We start from the raw sequence: 25,338 nt of genomic DNA, 5'->3' as shown, positions 1-25,338 counted from the left end.
GGTTATGAAGTCATTAAACGGAGTGAAATTCGCTGAAATGGTGCAGATGGGTTCGCACCATCTATACCAAAATGCGGATTATGTAGATGCATTGAACGTCTTCCCAGTGCCAGACGGCGATACTGGGACGAACATGAATTTATCGATGACATCCGGTGCAAAAGAAACAGAAGCCCATACACAAGAACATATCGGGAAAACAGCAAGCGCTTTATCAAAAGGCTTGCTCATGGGCGCGCGCGGCAACTCAGGAGTCATTTTGTCCCAATTGTTTCGCGGATTCGGCAAATTTATCGCCGATGAGCCGGAACTATCCGCGAAAAAATTGGCAGAAGCTTTTCAGCATGGGGTCGAGACAGCTTATAAAGCGGTCATGAAACCGGTCGAAGGCACGATTCTGACGGTCGCGAAAGATGCAGCGGCTAAAGGAATGAGCCTAGCAGACAGTGAAGAAGATATCATCGTATTGTTCGAAGCGATTGTCACAGAAGCAAAAGCATCGCTTGAGAGAACACCGGACCTGTTGCCGGTGCTGAAGGAAGTTGGAGTTGTCGACAGCGGCGGGCAAGGCCTCGTCTATGTCTACGAAGGATTTCTTGCATCATTGAAAGGCGAAGCATTGCCGGAGAAGCATGTCGATAATTCAATGGATGACCTAGTCAGTGCCGAGCACCATAAGAACATCGCCGGCTTCATGAACACCGAAGATATCGAATTCGGCTATTGCACGGAATTCATGGTCAAATTTGAAGACGGCAAACGCTCATTCAATGAAGCCGCGTTCCGTACAGATTTGAGCGCTTACGGTGATTCACTTCTGGTCATTTCAGATGATGAAATCGCGAAAATCCATATCCACTCCGAAGAGCCTGGGAAAGTCCTTACATACGGCCAGGAATACGGAAGCCTGATCAGCATGAAAATCGAGAACATGCGCCAGCAGCATACCGACATTGTCGGCGAAGGCCATAAAAAGACTGCGGCAGTTGAAGAAGCGAAGCATCCATATGCGATCGTCACGGTCGCAATGGGCGAAGGCGTAGCGGAATTGCTCCGTTCAATCGGCGCTTCTTACGTCATCGAAGGCGGCCAGACAATGAACCCGTCAACGGAAGATATCGTCAATGCGGTCCGTTCGATCGGCGCAGAGCGCGTGCTGATTTTGCCGAACAATAAAAACATCATCATGGCAGCAGAACAAGCGGCAGAGCTTCTCGATATCGAAGCGGCTGTCGTGCCGACAAAAGATGTCCCACAAGGCATGTCAGCACTTCTCGCTTTCAATCCGGAAGCGGCTGTTGCGGACAACCAACAAGCGATGGGGGATGCAATCAAGCACGTCAAGTCAGGGTCGGTCACTTTTGCGGTGCGCGATACATCGATTGACGGCGTCTCCATCAAAAAAGACGATTTCATGGGAATTTCAGAAGGCAAGATCGTCGTGTCGGATGAAAGCCTTGAAAAAGTCACAGAAGAACTATGCAAAACGCTGGTCGATGCGGATGCAGAGATCGTCACGATCCTCTTCGGAGAAGATGTCAGTGAAGCGGATGCCGAAAAGCTCGGCGCGTTCATCGAATCATTGAACGGCGACGCCGAAGTTGAAATCCACAACGGCAAGCAGCCGCTCTATCCATATATTCTCGCAGTTGAATAATGTTAGGCGGAGGTCCGGGAACAAGACACCGGGCTTCCGCTTTTTTATTTTTTCACAATAGAAAAGCACCGTGCGAAGTGCGGAATGGCGCAAAACAGTAAAAACCTCGGCGAATAGCCGGAAAAGCCCACGGTTAAGACAATGTATGCGCTTTATTATTTTTGTTTCCGCGGCGCTTTTCATGTAAAATGAAATTATACGAGACGGAAAGTGAGGGGTTTGAGCATGAAGTTCAAATCTGTTTTTGATATAATCGGCCCGGTAATGATCGGTCCATCATCTTCGCATACTGCAGGTGCCGCACGCATCGGCAGGGTAGCGCGCGACCTGTTCGGCAGGCAGCCGGCATGGGCGAAGATCCATTTATACGGATCTTTCGCAGAAACCTATAAAGGGCATTCGACCGACGTGGCGATTGTCGGCGGCTTACTGGATTACGATACATTCGATGAACGCATCAAAACCGCTTTTGAAGAAGCGGAAAAGCTCGGCATGAGCTATGAGTTCATCCCAGAAACGGGGAATGTCGATCATCCGAATACGGCGCGCCTCGTCATCGGGGATGAAAAATCCGAAATGTCGATGATGGGAATTTCCATCGGTGGAGGCAAAATCGAAATTACGGAACTCAACGGTTTCCCGCTCAGGTTATCCGGCAACCACCCGGCGATCCTCGTCGTCCACGACGACCGCTCGGGCTGTATCGCAAACGTAGCGAATTGTTTATATAAATACGACATCAACATCGGCCATATGGAAGTATCCCGCAAAGAGCGCGGGGACATGGCGTTGATGGTCATCGAAGTCGATCAGACGGTAGATGTAGAAGTAATGGGCGAATTGCGCGAGTTACCGAATATTACGCAAGTCACACGCATCGCCGACTAAACAGGAGGTAAGAGAAATGGATGTTCTATTCCGAAACGTAAGGGAGCTCGTAGAACGGGCAGAAAAAGAAGGTAAGCTCATTTCCGAGATCATGATCGAACAGGAAATGCTCATCACAGACCGTTCGCGGGAAGATATCATGCAGCAGATGGAGCGCAATTTGACTGTCATGGAAGAAGCGGTCGAAAAAGGCTTGCAAGGCGTTCATTCCGTTTCCGGCTTGACGGGTGGCGACGCGGTGCTGCTGCAAAAATACATGCAGCAAGGCAATAGCCTATCCGGCGATCTGCTGCTCGATGCCGTCAGCAAAGCCGTCGCGACCAATGAAGTGAACGCGGCGATGGGCACGATTTGCGCGACGCCGACCGCAGGATCTGCAGGGGTTGTCCCAGGCACCTTGTTTGCCGTCAAGAATAAATTGAACCCGACACGTGAACAGATGATCCGTTATCTGTTCACGTCTGGTGCTTTCGGTTTTGTCGTGGCCAATAATGCCTCGATTTCCGGAGCCGCTGGTGGATGCCAGGCGGAAGTCGGCTCTGCAGCGGCAATGGCTTCTGCTGCCATCATTGAAATGGCAGGGGGCACGCCTCAGCAAAGTTCTGAAGCTTTTGCCATTACCTTGAAGAATATGCTTGGTCTAGTTTGCGACCCTGTGGCGGGGCTCGTGGAAGTGCCATGCGTTAAGCGCAATGCAATGGGGGCATCCAATGCGGTTGTCGCAGCCGATATGGCGCTAGCTGGTGTCACAAGCCGCATCCCGTGCGACGAAGTCATCAGCGCGATGTTCGAAATCGGGCAAGCAATGCCTAGCGCGTTCCGCGAAACGGCAAAAGGCGGATTGGCTGCAACACCGACCGGCAAATGGCTAGAATCGAAAATCTTCGGCGGGTCGGTAGTCGGCAGTGGACAATAAAGCACCCGTCTCTTCATTGAAGGGGGTCGGGAAGCAAGCGGCTGAAACCTTGCGGGACATGAAAATCGAAAGTCTTGAAGACTTGATCATGACCTTCCCGTATCGCCACGAGGATTTCCAGCTCAAAGATCTGGCTGAAACGCCCCATAATGAACGGGTAACGGTGGAGGGAAGGGTCGAAAATGAACCTTCCGTCCTTTTTTTAGGAAAAAATAAATCGCGGACGACTGTGACGGTGCTCGTCGGTCGCCATCTCGTCAAAGCGGTATTCTTCAACCAGCATTACGTGAAAGCCAAGCTTCAAATCGGCGCGATTGTCACTTTGACTGGCAAATGGGACCGTGGCCGCCAATTGATCACGGTTTCCAGCCATTCGATCGGCCCGCGGACAGATGGCGCGGATTTCGAACCGGTTTACAGCCTGAAAGGTTCTATGCACCAGAAAACGTTCCGCAAACTGATGCGGCAGGCGCTAGATGCCACAAAAGGCGGCCTCCAGGATTGCCTGCCCGCTTCCATCCGCGAAGAATACCAGCTGCTGCCGTTTGAAGAAGCGCTCGAAACCGTCCATTTCCCGGAAGATGCGGCTTCGCTCAAGCAGGCGCGCCGGCGCTTTGTGTATGAAGAGCTATTGCTGTTTCAATTGAAGATGCAGGCGCTGCGCAAGAAGAACCGGGAAGCGGAGGGCGGTTCGTTCATCGATTATGATTTGAATCGCTTGAAAGCGTTCATCGATGCCTTGCCGTTCGATTTGACCAGTGCCCAGAAACGCGTCGTCAATGAAATCTGCCGCGACATGAAAGAACCGTTCCGGATGAACCGCCTATTGCAGGGGGATGTCGGTTCCGGCAAGACTGTCGTCGCCGCAATCGCTTTGTATGCCGCCGTCACAGCAGGCAAACAAGGGGCGCTCATGGCACCGACGGAAATCCTCGCTGAGCAGCATGCCAATACGCTCGAGGAATGGTTCCGGCCCTTCGGCGTCAGCGTCGCCTTATTGACGGGATCCGTTAAAGGTAAGAGGCGCAAGGAAGTATTGAAGCGTCTAGTGGATGGCGAAATCGACATTTTGATCGGCACCCATGCATTGATCCAGCCGGAAGTTTTGTTCAAAAGCCTAGGATTGGTCATCACCGATGAACAGCATCGTTTCGGTGTGGATCAACGACGTGTGCTGAAAGATAAAGCCTTGAACCCGGATGTCCTGTTCATGACCGCCACGCCGATTCCACGGACGCTCGCGATTTCAGCTTTCGGTGAAATGGACGTCTCGATCATCGATGAAATGCCGGCCGGGCGAAAAGAGATCGAAACCTATTGGATGAAAAAAGAAATGTTCGGCAAGATTGTCGGCCGAATGGAAAAAGAACTTCTCGCCGGGCGGCAGGCGTATGTCATCGCACCGCTAATCGAAGAATCCGAAACTTTGGAATATCAGAATGCGGTCGAGCTGTACCAGCAATTGACGGTATATTTCGAAGGCCGCCATACCGTGGGCTTGATGCACGGCCGTCTGCATCCTGACGAAAAAGAGCAAACGATGCGCGAATTTGCGGAAGGAAAGATTGCAGTGCTTGTATCGACGACCGTCGTCGAAGTCGGCGTCAACGTCCCGAATGCTTCCTTCATGCTTATTTATGACGCGGAACGCTTTGGGTTGTCCCAGCTCCATCAATTGCGTGGGCGTGTGGGCCGCGGCAGCGATCAGTCCTATTGTGTGCTATTGGCGGACCCGAAAACGGAGATCGGCAAAGAGCGCATGAATTCGATGACGGAAACGAACGACGGCTTTATCCTTGCCGAAAAGGATTTGGAGCTGCGCGGCCCTGGCGATTTCTTCGGCCGCAAGCAAAGCGGCATCCCGGAATTCCGCATGGCGGATTTGGTCCATGATTACCGTGCGCTGGAAGCGGCGAGAAAAGACGCGGAAGCATTGATCGCGAGCGAGTCATTTTGGGTCTCGGATGAAACGAAATGCCTGCGGGCGATGCTTGAAGAGTCCGGCATTCTCGAAGGCGGAAGGCTTGATTAGGATGCAGGGAGACCGATTTTCCTTGCATTCTTTTTTTGTTGTTTATATACTCATATTAGTACCAAGTGCTAATAGCGGGCGGTGACATAGTGAGAAAACCTAAAAAAGAGCGGCAGGCTGCGCTGAAATCCTCTATCAAAGACAATCCGTTCGTGACCGATGAAGAATTGTCGGCCGAGTTCGGGGTGAGTGTCCAGACCATCCGTCTCGACAGGATGGAGCTTTCGATTCCTGAACTTCGGGAGCGCATTAAACATGTTGCCGAGAAGACAATTGATGATGAAGTGAAATCCTTGCCGATTGACGAAGTGATTGGCGAGATTATCGATATAGAATTGGACAATAAAGCCATTTCGATTTTTGATGTCAAGCCGGAACACGTTTTCCAGCGCAATAGAATTGCCAGGGGGCATCATCTGTTTGCACAGGCGAATTCCTTGGCGGTAGCGGTGATGAACGAGGAATTGGCGTTGACGGTGAAATCGGAATTGCAATTTTTGAAGCCGGTTAAAGCCGGGCAGCGGGTCGTCGCGAAAGCGCAAGTGACCGACAGGCAGCCGCAAAAGCACCGCGCATTTGTCAAAGTGGTGTCGACGGTTGACCAGGCAGTAGTTTTTATCGGGACATTTGAAATGTACCGCATGACTGAACAAAGTGAAGGTGACAATTCGTGAAAATAGCGATCGATGCAATGGGCGGGGACAACGCCCCGAAAGAAATTATCGAAGGTGTCAAACAAGCACTCGAAGCGTTCAGCGACGTGGAGATTTTGCTTTACGGGCAACAGGACAAAATTGACGAATACATAAAACCGCATGACCGTTTGACCATTATCCATTGCGCTGAAGTGATCGAATCGGAAGACGATCCGGTCCGTTCGGTGCGACGCAAAAAAGATGCATCGATGGTCCGTATGGCCGAAGCGGTCAAAGAAGGAACCGCGGACGCGGCAGTATCTGCTGGCAATACAGGAGCCCTTATGTCAGCTGGCTTGTTTATCGTCGGCCGCATCGACGGTGTCGACCGCCCGGCGCTTGCACCGACTTTGCCGACGATGGACGGAAAAGGCTTTCTCATGCTGGACCTCGGCGCCAATGCCGATGCCAAGCCGGAGCACCTTGTGCAATACGCCATCATGGGCAGCATTTACGCCGAAAAAGTACGCGGCGTCCAAAATCCGACAGTCGGCTTGCTGAATATCGGAACAGAAGAGAAAAAAGGCAATGAACTGACGAAAGCGGCATTTCCGCTGCTTAAAGAAGCGCCCGTCAACTTCATCGGAAACGTGGAGTCGCGCGACTTGCTGAACGGCGCTGCTGATGTGGTCGTCACAGACGGCTTTACCGGCAATATGGTCTTGAAGACGATCGAAGGGACTGCGATGAACGTATTCGCGATGATCAAAGATGTCTTTATGGCTTCAACTAAAACTAAAATAGCGGCGATGCTCGTGAAAAATGATTTGAGCGCGTTAAAAGGCATGCTGGATTACAGCGAATACGGCGGTGCTGGATTATTCGGGTTGAAGGCGCCAGTCATCAAAGCGCATGGTTCATCCAACGGCACTGCATTCTATAACGCGATCCGCCAAGCGCGGACGATGGTCGAGCATGATGTTGCCGGCAAGATTTACAGCACCTTGAAGGAGGAACAATCGTCATGAGAAAGCAAATCGCATTTATTTATCCAGGGCAAGGCTCACAGGCAGTGGGCATGGGCGAAAGCTTTCTGGAAGATGACAAGAGCCGCCAGTTTTACGACAGCGCAGACCAAGTGCTTGGGATGGGTTTGTCGAAATTGATGCTCGAAGGCCCGCAGGAAGAATTGACCTTGACTTATCACGCGCAGCCGGCACTTTTGACTGTCAGCTCGATGATCACGGAACGATTGATCCGTGCAGGCATCCGACCGGATTATACAGCAGGGCACAGCCTTGGTGAATACAGTGCACTTGTCGCATCGAATGTCCTGGAATTTCCGAAAGCGGTGGAAGTGGTCCATAAGCGCGGATTATTCATGAATGAAGCAGTGCCTGCAGGTGAAGGCGCAATGGCCGCTATTCTGGGGATGGATGCAGACAAGCTGGAAGAAGTGACGGATGACGCGACCAATAGCGCAGGAGTCGTCCAATTGGCCAACTTGAACTGCCCGGGGCAAATCGTTATTTCCGGAACGAAAGCGGGAGTGGAAAAAGCGTGTGAACTGGCAAAAGAGCGCGGCGCAAAACGTGCCATCCCGCTTGACGTCAGCGGCCCGTTCCACTCGGAATTGATGCGTTCCGCGTCACATGACTTGGCAAAAGTGCTAAGTGATTCATTCCTGCTCGATGCAAAAGTTCCTGTTGTGACAAATTTCAGGGCCGAACCGGAAACGAACGCGACACAATTGCAGGACATGTTAATCCATCAATTGTACTCGCCTGTTTTGTGGGAGCAATCCGTGCGGAAGATGATCGAACTTGGCGTCACCACTTTTGTCGAAGTCGGACCTGGCAAAGTGCTGAGCGGCTTGGTGAAAAAAATCGACCGTTCAGTCACTGTTATTCCGGTCCATGACCTGGCGTCATTCGAAAAAGCGGTAGAGGAGTTGACAACATGAGCAAATTAACTGGAAAAACAGCCATCGTTACAGGGGCATCCCGCGGCATTGGGGCAGCCATTGCCCGCCGCTTTGCTGAAGAAGGCGCAAATATCGTCGTCAACTACAGCGGCAGCCAGGACAAAGCGGAAGCCGTCGTAGCCGAGATCGAACAAGCAGGCGGCAAAGCCATCGCCATCAAGGCAAACGTGGCGGATGCTGATGCAGTGAAATCGCTGGCGGATGCGGCGATGAAGGAATTCGGCTCGATCGACATCCTTGTCAATAATGCCGGCATCACACGCGACAACTTGATGATGCGCATGAAAGAAGACGAATGGGATGACGTTATCAATACGAACTTGAAAGGCGTTTTCCTGTGCACCAAAGCAGTAACCCGCCAAATGATGAAACAGCGCGCAGGGCGCATCGTCAATATCGCGTCGATCGTGGGCGTCATGGGCAATGCAGGACAAGCGAATTACGTGGCGGCAAAAGCGGGCGTCATCGGTTTGACGAAGACGACGGCGAGAGAACTTGCAAGCCGTGGGATTACGGCAAATGCGGTAGCCCCTGGATTCATCACGACCGACATGACAGAAAAGCTCGGCGATGATGTACAATCGAGCATGCTTGCCCAAATTCCGCTCGCCCGTTTCGGCGCGCCGGAAGATGTGGCGAATGCGGCATTGTTCCTGGCTTCCGATGAAGCAAGTTATGTAACCGGCCAGACTTTGCATCTGGACGGCGGCATGGTCATGTAGTTCACAATTATGTATACTGATTTGAGGGGAGGTGACGGCATTGTCAACAGTATTGGAGCGAGTAACCAAAGTAATCGTAGATCGTCTTGGTGTGGAAGAGAGCGAAGTGAAACCTGAAGCATCTTTCACAAACGACCTTGGGGCAGACTCATTGGATGTAGTTGAATTGGTCATGGAGCTAGAAGACGAATTCGACATGGAAATTTCCGATGAAGACGCAGAAGGAATGTCAACGGTAGGCGACGCAGTAACTTACATCGAAAAAAAACAAGCTTAAGTTGAATAAACGGGATCCGTCCCAGCTTGATAGCACAAATGATTGACGCACAGCCTAGCTGTGCGTCAATTCTCTTTTTGCACAATGCCCGAAAAACAGGTAAAATCAACAAGAGAACAATAGAGGAAGGCAGATAAAAATGGCGATGAAACGAAAACCGAAACACACCAAACAAATGGCGCTGAAAGAAAGCGCGAAACAGGCATTTGAGCAATTGCAAAAAGAGCTGGATATCCAGTTTGAACAACCTGCCCTTCTGCAGCAGGCATTTACCCATTCATCTTATGTGAATGAGCATCGAAGAAGACAATTTACGGACAATGAACGCCTGGAATTTTTAGGCGACGCCGTATTGGAATTGTCGGTATCGCATTTCCTCTATATGAAATATCCCGAAATGGCTGAAGGCGAACTGACTAAACTGCGCGCCTCGATCGTCTGTGAGCCGTCTCTTGTGCTATTTGCCAACGAACTGGATTTTGGCAAATACATTCTGCTCGGCAAAGGCGAGGAATTGACAGGGGGCAGAACGCGCCCGGCACTTCTTGCGGACGTCTTCGAATCATTCGTCGGCGCGCTTTATCTGGATCAGGGGCTTGAGAAGGTCGTGGCCTTTTTAGAGGTAGTGCTATTCCCGAAAGTGGAAGTCGGTGCTTTTTCTCATGCGATGGATTATAAAAGCCAATTGCAGGAGCTGGTGCAGCAGAAGAATACCGGCACCTTGAATTATGAAATCATCGAAGAAAAGGGTCCTGCACATAGCCGGATTTTTGTGACGCGCGTTTCCTTGGGCGACCAGGAACTGGGCCTAGGCGACGGGCGCTCCAAAAAAGAAGCGGAGCAGAAGGCAGCGCAGCTTGCCATCCTTAAATTGCAGGAAACAGCGGAGGATTGAACATGTTTTTGAAAAGATTGGAAGTAATCGGGTTTAAATCGTTCGCCGACCGTGTCGGCATCGATTTCGTCCCTGGCGTCACCGCCGTTGTCGGGCCGAATGGCAGCGGCAAAAGCAATGTAACCGATGCGATCCGTTGGGTCCTCGGCGAGCAATCCGCAAAATCGCTGCGCGGAGCGAAAATGGAAGACGTAATTTTTGCCGGAAGCGATTCGAGGAAAGCGCTTAATTTTGCGGAAGTCACATTGGTGTTGGATAATACGGACGGCAAAGCCCCTCTCGATTACAGCGAAATCAGCGTAACGAGAAGGGTTTTTCGCAGTGGCGAAAGTGCATATCTCTTGAACAAGCAGCCGTGCCGATTGAAGGATATCACCGATCTGTTTATGGATTCGGGATTAGGAAAAGAAGCGTTTTCCATCATTTCCCAAGGGCGCGTGGATGAAATCCTCAATAGTAAAGCGGACGAGCGGCGTTCCATTTTTGAAGAAGCGGCCGGAGTGTTGAAATACAAACAGCGCAAACGGAAAGCCGAATTCAAATTGAACGAAACGGACGAAAACTTGAACCGTGTGCTCGATATCCTGCATGAGCTCGATGGGCGGATGGAGCCGTTGCAGATGCAAGCATCCGCAGCACGCGATTACCTCGATATGAGCGCCCAATTAAAAGACGCGGATATTGCGCTATTGGCATACGATGCGAATGCTTTGAAGGCACAACTATCAGAGCTGTCGCAAGAAGCTTTGCAGCACGCAGCGGAAGAGCAGCGTCTGGCGGGCGAAATTTCGGAAACGGAACAATTGATTGCGGCTTCGAAGCGGTCGGTGCATGCGCTGGATAAAAAAATCGACACAGCACAAGCGGCGCTCGTTGAAGCGAGTTCGGAAGCCGAAAAATGGGAAGGCCGCAAATTGCTGATGCACGAGAAAAAGCATAATGCAGACCGCCAGCGCCAGGCGTTGGAAGAGTCGATCAAGGCTGAGCGTGAAGAAACTGCCAAGCTCGAACAGCGCCATGCAGAACAAGGCGCTTCCCTCGAACAGCAGAAAATGGATCAGCAGAAGACCCGCAAGTCGATTCAGCAGCTAGAAGCGCAATTGAATTTGACGCCTGCCGATATCGACAATGAAATTGAAGCGAAGAAATCCCTCTATATCGAATTGATGAACGAACAGGCAGGCTTGAAAAATGAACTGAAAAACATCGATTTCCAACAGCAGCAAATGACGGAATCGAGCGGCCGCATTGCCGCGCAACAACAATCGTTCGAAAAAGAACTTGCCCGCCTATTGAAAGAAAAACAGCAAGCGGAAAAAGCGTATGAAGAAATTCATGCGGACCTTGACCGCAAACGCCAGCATTTCAAACAACAGGAAACCGGCGCAAAACAATTAGCCGCGGATTACGATCACAAGAAATCCCTATTATTCCAGGCGTACCAATCCCATAAACAACTATCTGCACGCATCGAGACCTTGCAGGATTTAGAAGCCGATTACTCCGGATTCTTCCATGGGGTGCGCGAAGTATTGCAGGCAAGGGAGCGCAACGAATTAAATGGCATCATCGGCGCTGTGGCAGAATTGGCGGATGTCCAAAAGCCATATGCCAAAGCGATCGAAACCGCGTTTGGCGCAGCTAGCCAGCATATCGTCACGAGCGATGAAAAAAGTGCCAGCGAAGCGATCCGTTTTTTGAGAACCAAACGCGCAGGGCGTTCTACGTTCCTCCCGATGACGGTCATGAAACCGAGACAGATCTCCCAGCAAGTAGTGCAATCAGTTTCGGCACATCCTTCGTTTGTGGATATCGCCTCACAGCTCGCCAGCTATGACGAACAATACGCGATGATTTTCCAAAACCTGCTCGGCAATGTCCTTGTGGCAAAAGATCTCGAGGGCGCGACATCGATAGCCAAAGCAATCGGCCACCGGTACCGCGTTGTGACATTGGATGGCGATGTTATTAATGCCGGAGGTTCCATGACAGGCGGCGCAACGAAAAACCAAGCCTCGTTCTTTACGAGAAAAGCAGAACTGGAGCAATTGCAGCAGCAGGCAACTGAACTTCAAAGCACTATTGAAGAAGCCGAACAGAAAGTCCGTGAATTGCAATCGCGTGCAGAAATCGCGAAAGAGCAATTAGAACATCTTCGCACAGAAGGAGAGCGCTACCGAGAGCTTGAGGCGGAAAGTGCGATGCATCTGCGGGAAATCGAGGCGGTGTGGAAAACGACCGACAGCCGCTTTGCGCTATTCCGTGCAGAACAGCAGAACAAACAGGATCTCTCCGGCCTTGCTACACGCAGGGAAGAAGCGGCTGGCCGCATGGACGCAATCGCCAGCGAATTGGCAGGCTTGAACGGCGAAATTGAAGAATTGACCGGCTTCAAGCAGCAAAAAGAAACAGCCAGAGGCGAATTGCTGGCTAAACTCGCCGAATTCAAATCAGACATGGCAGTCCGCAAAGAGCGCATCCAGCAGCTCACTGCGCAAGTGGATGAATTATTGGAACGCCGCACAGCCAGCCGCAACAGGCTCGGTGAGCTTGAACGCGAGCTGGAATGGATTCAATCGGAAGAAGCGGCCAAAAACTTTTCGGACGAAGAAATCGAGACAGAAATCCAAAGATGGTCTGATGCACGACAGACAGCGAACGCCACCGTCGATGCTTCCCGCAAAGAGCGCCACACATTGCAGCAAGCACTCGATGCGGAAGAACAGCAGCTGCGTGAACAAAGCCGTATCCATAAAGGCTTTACAGAAGCTGTGCGCATCTGTGAAGTGAAGGCGACGCGCCTTGAAGTGCAATTGCAGGGGATTCTCGGACAGCTCGAAGATCATTACGAAATGGATCTTGAAGCGGCAAGCCGCTACCCGCTAGAAGGGGAGGAAGCCGCTGTCAGAAAGCAAGTGAAGCTTCTGAAACAATCGATTGAAGAGCTCGGCAGCGTCAATATTGGCGCCATCGAAGAATATGAACATGTAGCGGAACGCCATCGCTTCTTGAGCGAGCAGCGGGATGATCTGAATGAAGCGAAAGGCACGCTTCGCACCTTGATCGCAGAAATGGATGAGGAGATGACTTTGCGTTTTGACGAAACCTTCCATGCCATCCGCAGCCACTTCCGCCATGTGTTCCGTGAACTGTTCGGCGGCGGTTCTGCGGATCTGGTGTTGACCAAACCATCTGACTTGCTCATGACAGGCGTCGATATCATCGCACAGCCGCCAGGCAAGAAGCTGCAGAATTTGAGCTTGTTGTCCGGCGGGGAGCGGGCACTCACGGCGATCGCCTTGCTGTTCGCCATCTTGAAAGTGCGCCCCGTGCCGTTCTGTGTTCTCGATGAAGTCGAAGCTGCGCTTGATGAATCAAATGTCGTGCGTTACAGTCAATACTTGAAAAAATTCAGTGAAGACACACAGTTTATCGTCATCACCCACCGTAAAGGCACGATGGAAGGCGCTGATGTGCTATATGGCATCACGATGCAGGAATCCGGTATTTCCAAACTGGTTTCCGTAAAATTGCAGGAAGACATCAAATAAGGAGTGAGTCGATGAGTTTCTTTAAAAAATTAAAAGATAAATTCAGCAATAATGTAGAAGAAGAACAATCAACCGAGAAATACCGCGAAGGCTTAAGCAAAACGCGTACCGGCTTCACGTCGAAGATCAATGATTTGGTCGCTCGTTACCGCAAAGTCGACGAAGACTTTTTCGAAGAATTGGAAGAAGTGCTATTGCAGGCAGACGTCGGATTTGAGACGGTCATCGAACTGATGGAAGAACTGCGTTATGAAGTGCAGCGACAGAATGTCAAAGACACTTCCAATGTCCAGTCTGTCATTTCCGAAAAGCTTGTCGAAATATATGAGGCAGGCGATCAGGAATTGAGCGAATTGACCTTTGCTGAATCCGGCCCGACTGTCATCTTGATGGTCGGCGTCAACGGCGTCGGAAAAACGACAACCATCGGAAAATTGGCGCAGCGCCTGAAAAATGAAGGCAAGTCCGTCATGCTAGCTGCGGGTGACACGTTCCGTGCCGGAGCGATCGACCAGCTCGATGTGTGGGGGCAGCGTGTCGGCGTTGAAACCATCAAACAAAGTGAAGGCTCCGACCCGGCAGCGGTCATGTACGACGCTGTGCGGGCCGCGAAATCGCGCAATATCGATGTCTTGATCTGCGATACGGCAGGCCGCCTGCAGAACAAAGTCAATTTGATGAATGAATTGCAGAAAGTGCATCGCGTCATTGCCCGTGAAATTCCAGGGGCGCCTCATGAAGTGCTGCTTGCACTTGATGCGACGACAGGGCAAAACGCCATGATTCAAGCCCAAACCTTTAAAGAAGTGACGGAAGTGACAGGCATCGTCTTGACGAAACTCGACGGGACCGCAAAAGGCGGCATCGTCTTGGCCATCCGCAACAAGCTCAATATCCCGGTGAAATTCGTCGGGCTTGGCGAAAAACTCGATGACCTGCAGCCATTCGACCCGCAGAAATACGTCTACGGTTTATTTGCTGAAGGCTTGGACCGGGAAGAGCAGGAAGAAATGGGCTCAGACAAGTAAAATTACTTGACGGAGGCTTCGGGATTCAGTATGGTATACAGGAGTATGAATGGGGTGAGCGTCATTGATGGGACTGGAAAAAACGACAAGAATGAACTATCTTTTTGATTTCTATCAGGAGCTGCTGACGCCCAAACAGCGCAGCTATATGAGCTTGTATTATCTGGACGACCATTCGCTCGGCGAAATTGCCGAAGAATATGAAATCACCCGCCAAGCGGTGTACGACAATATCCGCCGGACCGAAGCGATGCTTGAAGAATATGAGGAGAAGTTGCAGCTGTTCGAGAAATTCCAGCGGCGTCAGCAACTCGTCTCGACTTTTGAAAAACAGCCATTCACAGATGATAATGTCCAGAAATTTTTGGACGAGTTGAAGGAATGGGACTAGGAGGCGGTATATAGTGGCATTTGAAGGATTATCTGAACGCCTGCAAGGAACGATGACCAAAATTAAAGGCAAAGGGAAATTGTCCGAAGCAGACGTAAAAGAGATGATGCGCGAAGTCCGCTTTGCCTTGATCGAAGCGGATGTCAACTTGAAAGTCGTCAAATCGTTCATCAAGAAAGTCAGCGAACGCGCTGTCGGCCTTGAAGTGATGGAGAGTTTGACACCAGGCCAGCAAGTCGTAAAAATCGTCAAAGATGAACTGACTGAATTAATGGGCGGCGAACAAAGCAAAATTGAATTTGCGACACGCCAGCCGACTGTCATCATGATGGTCGGTTTGCAAGGGGCCGGTAAGACAACGACGACCGGTAAGCTTGCAGGCGTGCTCCGCAAAAAGAACAACCGCAAGCCATTGCTCGTCGCAGCGGACGTCTACCGCCCGGCTGCGATCAACCAGCTCGAGACAATCGGCAAGCAATTATCGCTGCCGGTGTTCTCCAAAGGTACGGAAGCAAACCCTGTCGATATCGCCCGTGAAGCGATCGAACATGCTAAAGCGGAACATCTCGATACAGTCATCATCGATACGGCAGGCCGCCTGCATGTCGATGAGCAATTGATGCAGGAATTGAAGGACATCCGTTCGATCAAAGAGCCGGATGAAATTTTCCTCGTCGTCGATGCGATGACCGGTCAGGATGCAGTCAATGTCGCGCAGAGCTTCGATGACGCAATCGGCATCACAGGGGTCGTCTTGACGAAACTTGACGGCGACACGCGCGGCGGTGCGGCATTGTCTATCAGGACCGTCACCGAAAAACCGATCAAGTATATCGGTACAGGCGAGAAGATGGACGCGCTTGAACCATTCCACCCAGAGCGCATGGCTTCCCGCATACTCGGCATGGGCGATATGCTCTCCTTGATCGAAAAAGCGCAAACGAACGTCGATGAGGCCAAGGCGAAGGAATTGGAAGAGAAATTCCGGACGTCTTCGTTCACATTCGATGATTTCCTTGAGCAATTGGATCAAGTGAAGCAAATGGGGCCGCTCGATGAAATTTTGAAGATGCTCCCAGGCGCGGGTAAAATCAAAGGCCTTGAAAACGCCAAAGTGGACGAGAGCCAAATGGGGCGCGTCGAAGCGATCATCCGCTCGATGACGATCCAGGAGAAGACGACTCCCGAAATCATCAATGCAAACCGCAAAAAACGGATTGCACGCGGTTCCGGAACGTCCATCCAAGACGTCAACAGGCTGCTCAAGCAGTTTGAAGACATGAAGAAAATGATGAAACAAATGTCCGGAATGGCCGGCAAAAAGGGCAAGAAAAAGATGTCGATGCCAGGCCTGGACTCGCTTTTCAAGTAAATTTAGTAGTGTTAAGAAAAAATACTTTACAAACCTTTTAAAGCTTGCTAATATAATATCTTGTGTGAAACTATTCGGAGGTGCTTTATAAAATGGCAGTAAAAATTCGCTTAAAACGTATGGGAGCTAAAAAGTCTCCTTTCTACCGTATCGTAGTCGCTGATTCACGTGCTCCACGTGACGGCCGTCAAATCAAAACAGTAGGTACTTACAACCCGCTGACAGTTCCAGCTGAAGTTAAAATCGACGAAGAATTGGCGTTGAAATGGCTTCACGATGGCGCTAAACCATCTGACACAGTACGCAACTTGTTCTCTCAGAACGGCATTATGGAGAAATTCCATAACGAAAAACTAAACAAGTAAGGGAGCGTTCTTATGGAGCAGCTGATTGAAACGATCGTCAAGCCGCTAGTTGATTATCCGGAAGCAGTTCGTATTGAAAAAGACGAAAACACTAACCGAGTCGTCTACAAGCTTTCCGTGCATCAAAGCGATACAGGGAAAGTGATCGGCAAGCAAGGACGTGTGGCGAAAGCTGTACGCTCTGTCGTCTATTCAGCAGCAGGGAATTATCATAAGAAGAAAACGTACCTTGATATTGTGGATTGAAAGGAAGGAGCCCCGGTTCCTTCCTTTTTTTTTCAGGAAAAAATACAGGAAGGGTGTTTATGCGTGGAATGGTTTAACGTAGGAAAAATAGTCAATACTCACGGGATCCGCGGTGAAGTGCGCGTGATGTCCCGTACCGATTTCCCGGAAGAACGGTTTGCTATCGGCAATAAGCTCGGCCTTTTTACGCCAGGCGCTAAAAAACCGATCATGGTGAAAGTGGCGAGCCATCGTACACATAAAAACTTCAATCTCCTATCTTTCGAAGGCTATCCGAACATCAATGATGTCGAACCGTTCAAGGAAGGATATCTGAAGATCGCTGAACACGACCTCGGCGATTTGGAGGAAGGCGCTTTTTACCATCACGAAATTCTCGGCTGCCAAGTGTTTTCTGTTGAAGGTGAAGAGATCGGAAAAGTAACGGAGATTTTGGAGACAGGCGCCAATGATGTCTGGGAAGTAACGCCGGCAAAAGGCAAAAAGCATTACATCCCTTATATCGAAGACGTGGTCAAAGAAGTCGATATCGATGAAAAGAAAATCACCATCGATGTTTTGGATGGCTTGTTATCATGATGAACATCCAAGTGCTATCTCTTTTTCCGCCTATGTTCGAAGGGGTGTTCCAGCATTCGATCATGAAAAAAGCACAAGATAAAGGTGCGGTAACTTTAGGGGTTGTTGACATCCGCGAATTTGCCGACAATAAGCGCCAAGTGGATGATTACCCGTTCGGCGGGGGCGCTGGCATGGTGCTGAAACCCGAACCGGTGTTCAATGCGGTCGAAAGCATTACAAATGACGGCAAGAAACCGCGTGTCATCTTGATGTGCCCACAAGGCGAGCGCTTTACACAGAAGAAGGCGGAAGAACTTGCCCTTGAAGAGGAACTGGTGTTCATTTGCGGCCATTACGAAGGCTACGATGAACGCATCCGGGAACATTTGGTCACTGACGAGATCTCCATCGGCGATTTCGTATTGACCGGCGGGGAGCTGGCGGCCATGACCGTGATCGACAGCGTTGTAAGGCTGTTGCCGGGTGTGCTTGGCAATAGCGATTCACCGGTCCGCGATTCCTTTTCGACCGGCCTCTTGGAGCATCCGCATTACACGCGTCCAGCGATCTATAGAGACATGGCCGTCCCGGACGTATTGACTTCTGGCAACCACGCTAAAATTGAAGACTGGCGCGAAGAGCAAGGCTTGAAGCGCACGCTCGAACGCCGCCCGGACCTTCTCGACCATGTCGAACTTAGCGATAAGCAGAAAACCATATTGGCTCGTTTACAAGCCGAAAAATAAATCACGATAGCTCTTGCAGACAGACGAATGAAGTGATAGTATGGAGAATGTACTTTTATGTAAAGTACACGAATCACGGTGTTCCGCTGCAAAGATTACGGATTGCAAGAGCATCTGTAGAAGGAGAGAAAAAATATGCAAAACATCATTGCTGAAATCACTAAAGAACAACTTCGTGCGGATCTTCCAGATTTTCGTCCAGGAGATACTGTTCGCGTCCACGTGAAAGTTGTCGAGGGAACTCGCGAACGTATCCAGGTATACGAAGGAGTCGTTATCAGCCGTCGCGGAGGCGGAATCAGTGAATCATTCACTGTCCGTAAAATCTCCTACGGTGTAGGTGTTGAACGTACATTCCCTGTACACACACCGAAAATCGCTCAGCTTGAAGTTACTCGCCGTGGTAAAGTACGTCGTGCTAAATTGTACTACTTGCGCAACCTACGCGGTAAAGCAGCTCGTATCAAAGAAATCCGTTAATATCGCAAACAAGGAAGAAGGCTTAACGCCTTCTTCTTTTGCATTTAAAAGGCCTGGGCTTATCGCCTGGGCCTTTTACTATGCTGTTTACAGGGCGTAAAGAGCATAGTGAATGCAGGGAGATAGCTTTTCTTTTCTTTGCTAAACACCTTGTTTCGCTGTACAATTAAAGCATTAAGCGCGGGGAGGAACACGCATGGAAGCTGAAGGGAAACAGAAAAATGAAGTGTGGGAATGGTCCAAAGCTCTATTGATCGCGTTCGGCCTTGCGGCAATTATCCGGTTTTTCCTATTCACCCCCATTGTGGTGGACGGGGAATCGATGATGCCGACTCTTGAACATGGCGACCGGATGATCGTCAACAAAATCGGCTATAATATCGGCGAACCGGATCGATTCGACATCATCGTTTTTCATGCGCCGGAACAAAAAGACTATATCAAGCGGGTCATCGGATTACCGGGCGACCATGTTGCCTATGAGGAAGACCAGCTCTTTATAAATGGAGAAGCAGTGGAAGAACCTTATCTTGACCAGTACAAGACCGGCATTACCGGCACCTTGACAGAAGATTTTGTGCTTGAGGATATCACCAGCTATTCCACCATCCCGGACGGCTATGTATTCGTCATGGGGGATAACCGCAGGGCGAGCAAAGACAGCCGCCATATCGGGCTGGTGCCGATCGATGAAGTGATCGGCAATACGAATTTCGTTTTTTGGCCGGTGGATGAAGCCGGCATCGTAAAATAAGGAGTGGTAGCATGACGATTCAATGGTTTCCCGGGCATATGGCAAAAGCGCGCCGGGAAGTAACAGAAAAACTGAAGTTGGTGGATATCATCTTCGAATTGGTGGATGCACGTTTGCCGTTGTCATCGCGCAACCCGATGATCGACCAAGTAATCCAGCAAAAGCCCCGCCTCATCATCCTCAATAAAATGGATATGGCAGACGAGCGGGAAACAAAGAAATGGATCGAGCATTTCGAACGAGAAGGGACACGCGCCGTGGCGATCAATTCCTTGGAAGGAAAAGGGCTTCAGGCAGTCACGAAAGCTTCGAAGGAGATCCTTAAAGAGAAGTGGGACCGCATGGAAGCGAAAGGCATCAAGCCGCGCGCTATACGGGCCATGATCGTCGGAATCCCGAACGTCGGGAAATCGACGTTGATCAACCGCCTCGCCAAGAAAAGCCTAGCGAAAACGGGCAATATGCCAGGCGTCACAAAAGCACAGCAATGGATCAAAGTCGGCAAAGAAATCGAATTGCTCGATACGCCAGGGATCCTCTGGCCGAAATTCGAGGATCAGGAGACCGGGCAGAAACTTGCAGTCACGGGGGCGATCAAAGATTCGGTCATCCAAATGCAGGAACTGGCGATCTATGCGCTGAAGTTTTTGGAAAAGCGCTATCCGGACCGTTTGATGGACCGTTACGGCATTGACCATATCGATGAAGACTTGGTGAAGACCTTCGACCATATCGGCAAAAAACGCTATATGATCGGACCGGACAACGAAGTCGATTATGAAATGACAGCCGAGATCATCATCCGTGATATCCGCAACCAGCATCTCGGGCGCATCACATTCGATTACCGGGATGAAATGATTGCGGAACAAGACGAATTGGCATAACACAGCGGGTCCTCAAACAGGACCCGCTATTTCTTTGTGAAAAGGAAGTGGCTACTTGGAGACGACAGCATCAATCAAGGAAAAATTATTGCAGGCAGAAACATTCGAGCCGTGGATGGAGGAGTTGAAAAGCGATTCGCGCAAAAGCGTCCAGCAATTGCTTGCCTCCTGGCAGCGCCGTTTCGACAAAAAGCTTTCTTTGCTGCGGGACTTGGAAGACAAGCAAAGCTTTGATCGGCAGTTCAAGAAACATCCGGATTCGCTCGTTGCCGGCATCGACGAGGCAGGGCGCGGTCCGCTTGCCGGCCCGGTCGTAACGGCAGCCGTCATTTTGCCGGAAGATTGCAGCGCATTCATCGGATTGGACGATTCAAAAATAATAGCGAAAGCGAAGCGCAATGAATTGGCGCTGCTCATCAAGCAACAGGCGATCAGTTGGTCGGTCCATATCCAGCCGCCTGAAGCCATCGACCGGCTGAATATTTTCCAAGCGACAAAACAATCGATGGAAGCAGCAGCCAACAATTTGGGCACGCCACCTGATGTGGTGTTGGCGGATGCCATGAAGTTGACGCTTTCGATGCCTTCTGAAGCGATCATCAAAGGCGATGCGAAAAGTTTATGCATCGCCGCTGCATCGATCCTGGCAAAGACCGGCCGCGATGACCTAATGGATGACTATGCCGAGATGTATCCACAATACGGGTTTTCGAAGCATGCGGGATACGGTACGAAAGACCATCTCGCGGCGCTTGAAGCGCATGGCCCATGCCCAATCCACCGCAAGAGCTTTGAGCCAGTGAAATCGATGGCTGAAAGACCGTAAGAGATAGAAAATTCGAAGTTTTATGCAGAGTGGCTGTCAGCTGTGGACATTCTGTGGCAACTTTAATACAATGGTAGAGGCAATAAAATTAAGAGACAGATGTTTGATTGGAGGATGACAGATGAATATCCATGAATATCAGGGAAAACAGGTCCTGAAACAATATGGCGTATCAGTACCAGAAGGCCATGTTGCTTTTTCACCTGAAGAAGCAGTCAAAGCAGCGAAAGAACTTGGTTCGGATGTTGTCGTTGTTAAAGCCCAAATCCACGCAGGTGGACGAGGCAAGGCAGGCGGCGTCAAGCTGGCGAAAAACTTGGACGAAGTGCGTGAATATGCGAAGGAATTGCTTGGCAAGGTCCTCGTAACGCATCAGACAGGCCCAGAAGGCAAAGAAGTTAAACGCCTTTACATCGAAGCGGGCAGCAACATCGAGAAGGAATACTATCTTGGATTGGTTCTTGACCGTGAAACTTCCCTAGTCAACTTGATGGGATCAGAAGAAGGCGGCATGGACATCGAAGAAGTGGCAGCAAACACACCGGAGCGTATCTTCTATGAAGCTATCGATCCTGTTGTCGGTTTGACTGGCTTCCAGGCTCGCCGCATGGCATTCAACATGAACATCCCGGCTAAGCTTGTCAACAAAGCCGCGAAATTGATGCTAGGCCTTTACCAGGCTTATGTGGAAAAAGACGCAGCAATCGTTGAAATCAACCCATTGGTTGTTACAGGCGACGGGCAGGTAGTAGCTTTGGATGCGAAGTTCAACTTCGATGCAAACGCTCTTTACCGTCATCAGGACATCATGGAAATGCGCGATTATGATGAAGAAGATGCTAAAGAAATCGAAGCTTCCAAGTATGACTTGAGCTACATCTCTTTGGACGGAAACATCGGCTGTATGGTTAACGGTGCCGGCCTTGCTATGGCAACAATGGATACGATTAACTATTACGGCGGCTCACCCGCTAACTTCCTTGACGTTGGGGGCGGTGCCACCGCTGAGAAAGTAACAGAAGCATTCAAGATCATTCTTTCTGATAAGAATGTCAAAGGAATCTTCGTTAACATTTTCGGCGGAATCATGAAGTGCGACATCATTGCGGAAGGCGTTATCCAAGCGGCTAAAGAAGTCAGCCTGGAAGTGCCATTAGTCGTCCGTCTTGAAGGCACAAACGTAGAAATTGGTAAAAAACTGCTGAACGAATCAGGTCTGAACATCGTAGCTGCTGGCACTATGGCAGATGGCGCGAAACAGATCGTAGAACTTGTAGGCTAAAGAAGGGCAGGGACAAAAATGAGCGTATACATTAATAAAGACACAAAAGTGCTTGTACAGGGAATTACAGGGTCAACTGCCCTTTTCCACACAAAGCAAATGCTTGAATACGGAACGAAAATCGTTGCGGGTGTAACACCAGGAAAAGGCGGAACTGAAGTTGAAGGCGTACCTGTCTTCAATACAGTTCAAGATGCCGTAGAAGCGACAGGTGCCAATGTATCTGTAATTTATGTACCGGCTCCTTTTGCTGCTGACGCAATTCTTGAAGCAACAGAAGCTGAGTTGGATATGGCAATCTGCATCACTGAACACATTCCAGTATTGGACATGGTAAAAGTGAAGCGCTATATGGAAGGCAAGAAAACACGTCTTGTTGGACCGAACTGCCCGGGTGTCATCACTCCGGACGAATGTAAGATCGGCATCATGCCTGGCTACATTCACAAAAAAGGACATGTCGGCGTCGTATCGCGCTCTGGTACTTTGACGTATGAAGCGACTCACCAATTGTCTGAAGAAGGCATCGGCCAGTCAACTGCTGTCGGTATCGGCGGAGACCCGGTCAACGGCACGAACTTTATCGATGTATTGAAGGAATTCAATGAAGATGAAGATACGTACGCGGTTGTCATGATCGGCGAAATCGGCGGAACAGCTGAAGAAGAAGCGGCAGAATGGGTTAAGGCGAACATGACGAAACCTGTTGTCGGCTTTATCGGCGGCCAAACAGCTCCAGAAGGAAAACGCATGGGCCACGCCGGTGCGATCATTTCCGGAGGCAAAGGGACAGCTGCAGACAAGATCAAAGCAATGAACGCTGCTGGAATCGAAGTTGCAGACACACCTTCTGTAATTGGCGAAACTTTGATCAAAGTGATCAAAGAAAAAGGCCTTTACGACGCTTGCAAAACGCATTAATACACGAATCCCTGAAGCATCTTTTAGATGTTTCGGGGATTTTTTTTGTTTTCCGGCAATCAAAAGAAAAAATCGAGCGAATTTGCAGCAGTTTTTGCCAATCCTCATCTATAATGGAATGAATAGCATCATGCGCAAGTAGGAGGGCACGGAATGGAAGCAGAATGGGTCTTGGGGATAGCGGCAGGGGCAATCGCTGCGGCCTCTGGAATGAAGATTGCGAACAATAGGACGAAAAGCAAGAAGCAGGAATTAAAAGAACAGACGATCATGGATGAATTCGTCGTGCCGTTTCTACCGGACGTGATGGGGTTTTATCATTTGGAAGTGTTAGGGAAAGATACGCTTTCAGCTATAGACAGGGAAAAGTTGGTGGAGGGGATTTATCGACAGAGCCTCGTCGAGGAATATCGCCGTTTTGACCGCCATGATGCGCTGGACCAGTTACAGGATTTGGCGCCAGCTGCACAAAACAGCCAGCAGGAGCTGCTCAAGTTCTTGTTTTGGTACCTTGATTTTTCGAACGCCATATTAAAGGATGTGCTGGCTCAATCGAACCCTTTGCTGCGGGAAACCAGGCTGCTTGAGAAACAATTGGCGGTGTGGTGTATTTGCCATGAGGAATTACAGGCCGATGCGCCAGGCAGCGTCCTTGAATTGATCCATCATAGTTCCTATTTTTCCAATGCATTGAGAGAAATTGAAGCCGGTGTGTTCCGTGAAATGATGGCAGATGATGAATTGCGCAGTGAGCGACGGGGGAATTTTGTCCGCATCATTTTCCAGGCATTCGAAAAGGAAGCGCAAGGGGAAGTGGAGCTGAAAGCAGTCGAGCAATTCCATGAACATTATAATAAACGGTATACTCATCGCAATAAAGGGCAAATCCGTTTTTAAAAATATTTACGGATTGTGACTGAAGCTCTATGATAAGTGTAGACGCAGCTTTTTTGCGCGGACCTTTAATGGAGGAGGACTGTCATGAACGACGAATTCACTCAACGTTTGCTTGCCCTGCATTATGTGTACCCAAAACCTTTGAACCGATTGTCGCCCTTAATGAAAGATGATCCAGACCTGGAATACCTGCGTTTTCGAAGCCCTGTCGATCTTGCAGAAACGATGCAAATCCCCTTGGAGAAAGCGAATGCCTTGAAGCGCTCATATCTCCATTATGCAAATACCCCTTTCCTGAAAATCTACGGCCACCAACGAATACGCCCCCTTATTTATCGTGATCCCCTTTATCCATCCTCTTTGCACGATTTGATCGATCCGCCTGCTGTACTTTACTTGAAAGGTGATACCGCTTTACTGGATGCGCCAGAGAAAATAGCGGTTATCGGTTCGCGAAAAGCCGAAATCTATTCGCAATCGGTTATCCAACAATTGCTTCCGCCTTTACTGGCGGAAGGCTTTGTCATCGTCAGCGGCTTGGCTAAAGGAGCTGATGCAATGGCGCATCGGTGTGCCATCGATTCGGGCGGCAAAACCATTGCTGTCATAGGGAGCGGCTTTTTGCATCGCTACCCAAAAATCAACGATGGGCTGTCTTTTATAATAGAAGAAACTCAATTGCTGGTGAGTGAATACCCGCCGTATATGCCCCCTAGAAAGTGGAATTTTCCGATGCGCAACCGCATCATCAGTGGATTGTCGAAGGGGGTCATCGTCACACAGGCGGAAGTGAAAAGCGGAACTTTAAGCACCATTGAGCACGCGTTGGACCACGGAAAAGATATCTTCGCCGTTCCTGGGGATATCTTTTCCCCGCTTTCCGCCGGTCCGCATAAATTAATTGCAGAAGGCGCAAAACCCGTCTGGAACGGGGCTCAAGTGCTGGAAGAATACCGCCAATTGAGAAGCTGAAAACTCGCGGTTCGACGAAAAGCCTTGCAATCAGCCAAAAACTGTTATACATT

The 25,338-nt window shown here is 50.0% G+C and carries 26 protein-coding genes; all 26 read left to right on the top strand.

The annotated features are described in order from the left end of the window. Positions 1-4 precede the first annotated feature (4 nt). The 26 genes from M1Q06_RS10310 (at position 5) to dprA (ending at position 25,285) form a co-directional block, all read left to right on the top strand. Positions 5-1,657, top strand: a complete 1,653-nt coding sequence (locus tag M1Q06_RS10310; protein ID WP_434399523.1) for a DAK2 domain-containing protein — start codon at positions 5-7, stop codon at positions 1,655-1,657. 225 nt (positions 1,658-1,882) lie between these two features. Continuing rightward, the gene (sdaAB, locus tag M1Q06_RS10305) at positions 1,883-2,545 is read left to right on the top strand and encodes an L-serine ammonia-lyase, iron-sulfur-dependent subunit beta (protein WP_434399522.1); all 663 of its coding nucleotides are present in this window, start codon (positions 1,883-1,885) and stop codon (positions 2,543-2,545) included. A gap of 16 nt (positions 2,546-2,561) precedes the next feature. Continuing rightward, positions 2,562-3,461: an L-serine ammonia-lyase, iron-sulfur-dependent, subunit alpha gene (gene sdaAA, locus M1Q06_RS10300; RefSeq protein ID WP_058383555.1), complete on the top strand. Its 900-nt coding sequence runs from the start codon at positions 2,562-2,564 to the stop codon at positions 3,459-3,461. Next, the gene (gene recG / locus M1Q06_RS10295) at positions 3,451-5,493 is read left to right on the top strand and encodes an ATP-dependent DNA helicase RecG (RefSeq protein WP_434399521.1); all 2,043 of its coding nucleotides are present in this window, start codon (positions 3,451-3,453) and stop codon (positions 5,491-5,493) included. Before sdaAA ends, recG begins: the two co-directional genes overlap by 11 nt. Positions 5,494-5,582: 89 nt before the next feature. Next, entirely contained in the window at positions 5,583-6,167 is a 585-nt protein-coding gene (gene fapR, locus M1Q06_RS10290; protein WP_434399520.1) for a transcription factor FapR, read from the top strand. Next, entirely contained in the window at positions 6,164-7,156 is a 993-nt protein-coding gene (plsX, locus tag M1Q06_RS10285) for a phosphate acyltransferase PlsX (protein WP_404333891.1), read from the top strand. Before fapR ends, plsX begins: the two co-directional genes overlap by 4 nt. Further along, positions 7,153-8,091, top strand: coding sequence for an ACP S-malonyltransferase (gene fabD / locus M1Q06_RS10280; protein ID WP_121297726.1), 939 nt, complete (start codon positions 7,153-7,155; stop codon positions 8,089-8,091). Before plsX ends, fabD begins: the two co-directional genes overlap by 4 nt. Next, entirely contained in the window at positions 8,088-8,834 is a 747-nt protein-coding gene (gene fabG, locus M1Q06_RS10275; RefSeq protein ID WP_434399519.1) for a 3-oxoacyl-[acyl-carrier-protein] reductase, read from the top strand. The genes fabD and fabG overlap by 4 nt, the downstream gene beginning before the upstream one ends. Before the next feature lie 40 nt (positions 8,835-8,874). Beyond that, complete coding sequence (locus M1Q06_RS10270) at positions 8,875-9,111, top strand: acyl carrier protein (protein WP_058383561.1); 237 nt, start codon at positions 8,875-8,877, stop codon at positions 9,109-9,111. Between the two features lie 139 nt (positions 9,112-9,250). Continuing rightward, positions 9,251-10,006 carry a ribonuclease III gene (gene rnc / locus M1Q06_RS10265; RefSeq protein ID WP_274624614.1) on the top strand — a complete coding sequence of 252 codons (756 nt, stop codon included), beginning with the start codon at positions 9,251-9,253 and terminating at the stop codon, positions 10,004-10,006. Positions 10,007-10,008: 2 nt separating this feature from the next. Then, positions 10,009-13,557 (top strand): chromosome segregation protein SMC, encoded by a 3,549-nt coding sequence (smc, locus tag M1Q06_RS10260; protein ID WP_434399518.1) that lies wholly within the window; start codon positions 10,009-10,011, stop codon positions 13,555-13,557. An 11-nt stretch (positions 13,558-13,568) separates the two neighbouring features. Further along, on the top strand, positions 13,569-14,585 hold the full coding sequence (gene ftsY / locus M1Q06_RS10255) for a signal recognition particle-docking protein FtsY (RefSeq protein ID WP_058383564.1): 1,017 nt from the start codon (positions 13,569-13,571) through the stop codon (positions 14,583-14,585). A gap of 67 nt (positions 14,586-14,652) precedes the next feature. After that, positions 14,653-14,976 (top strand): putative DNA-binding protein, encoded by a 324-nt coding sequence (locus M1Q06_RS10250; protein WP_058383565.1) that lies wholly within the window; start codon positions 14,653-14,655, stop codon positions 14,974-14,976. 13 nt (positions 14,977-14,989) lie between these two features. Next, complete coding sequence (gene ffh / locus M1Q06_RS10245) at positions 14,990-16,348, top strand: signal recognition particle protein (RefSeq protein ID WP_434399517.1); 1,359 nt, start codon at positions 14,990-14,992, stop codon at positions 16,346-16,348. A gap of 92 nt (positions 16,349-16,440) precedes the next feature. Beyond that, positions 16,441-16,713 (top strand): 30S ribosomal protein S16, encoded by a 273-nt coding sequence (gene rpsP, locus M1Q06_RS10240; protein WP_058383567.1) that lies wholly within the window; start codon positions 16,441-16,443, stop codon positions 16,711-16,713. Between the two features lie 12 nt (positions 16,714-16,725). Continuing rightward, positions 16,726-16,959, top strand: a complete 234-nt coding sequence (locus tag M1Q06_RS10235) for a KH domain-containing protein (protein ID WP_101190532.1) — start codon at positions 16,726-16,728, stop codon at positions 16,957-16,959. Between the two features lie 63 nt (positions 16,960-17,022). Continuing rightward, positions 17,023-17,538, top strand: a complete 516-nt coding sequence (gene rimM / locus M1Q06_RS10230) for a ribosome maturation factor RimM (RefSeq protein ID WP_434399516.1) — start codon at positions 17,023-17,025, stop codon at positions 17,536-17,538. Continuing rightward, entirely contained in the window at positions 17,538-18,266 is a 729-nt protein-coding gene (gene trmD, locus M1Q06_RS10225; RefSeq protein ID WP_434402863.1) for a tRNA (guanosine(37)-N1)-methyltransferase TrmD, read from the top strand. Before rimM ends, trmD begins: the two co-directional genes overlap by 1 nt. Positions 18,267-18,401: 135 nt before the next feature. Then, the gene (gene rplS / locus M1Q06_RS10220) at positions 18,402-18,746 is read left to right on the top strand and encodes a 50S ribosomal protein L19 (protein WP_058383570.1); all 345 of its coding nucleotides are present in this window, start codon (positions 18,402-18,404) and stop codon (positions 18,744-18,746) included. A gap of 196 nt (positions 18,747-18,942) precedes the next feature. Further along, positions 18,943-19,500: a signal peptidase I gene (gene lepB, locus M1Q06_RS10215; protein WP_121297720.1), complete on the top strand. Its 558-nt coding sequence runs from the start codon at positions 18,943-18,945 to the stop codon at positions 19,498-19,500. 11 nt (positions 19,501-19,511) lie between these two features. Further along, on the top strand, positions 19,512-20,387 hold the full coding sequence (ylqF, locus tag M1Q06_RS10210; protein WP_274624610.1) for a ribosome biogenesis GTPase YlqF: 876 nt from the start codon (positions 19,512-19,514) through the stop codon (positions 20,385-20,387). Positions 20,388-20,442: 55 nt separating this feature from the next. Continuing rightward, the gene (locus M1Q06_RS10205; protein ID WP_434399515.1) at positions 20,443-21,213 is read left to right on the top strand and encodes a ribonuclease HII; all 771 of its coding nucleotides are present in this window, start codon (positions 20,443-20,445) and stop codon (positions 21,211-21,213) included. 121 nt (positions 21,214-21,334) lie between these two features. Further along, positions 21,335-22,495, top strand: a complete 1,161-nt coding sequence (sucC, locus tag M1Q06_RS10200) for an ADP-forming succinate--CoA ligase subunit beta (RefSeq protein ID WP_058383573.1) — start codon at positions 21,335-21,337, stop codon at positions 22,493-22,495. Between the two features lie 18 nt (positions 22,496-22,513). Next, complete coding sequence (gene sucD / locus M1Q06_RS10195; RefSeq protein ID WP_101190528.1) at positions 22,514-23,416, top strand: succinate--CoA ligase subunit alpha; 903 nt, start codon at positions 22,514-22,516, stop codon at positions 23,414-23,416. Between the two features lie 153 nt (positions 23,417-23,569). Further along, positions 23,570-24,313, top strand: coding sequence for a hypothetical protein (locus M1Q06_RS10190; protein WP_434399514.1), 744 nt, complete (start codon positions 23,570-23,572; stop codon positions 24,311-24,313). An 84-nt stretch (positions 24,314-24,397) separates the two neighbouring features. Continuing rightward, positions 24,398-25,285, top strand: a complete 888-nt coding sequence (gene dprA / locus M1Q06_RS10185; protein WP_434399513.1) for a DNA-processing protein DprA — start codon at positions 24,398-24,400, stop codon at positions 25,283-25,285. The last annotated feature ends 53 nt before the right edge of the window (positions 25,286-25,338 follow it).

Source organism: Planococcus sp. 11815 (genome assembly GCF_051096385.1).
Taxonomy (GTDB): domain Bacteria; phylum Bacillota; class Bacilli; order Bacillales_A; family Planococcaceae; genus Planococcus; species Planococcus citreus.
The sequence above is the reverse complement of the archived record's forward strand: the minus strand, read 5'-3'. Positions and strand labels throughout refer to the sequence as shown.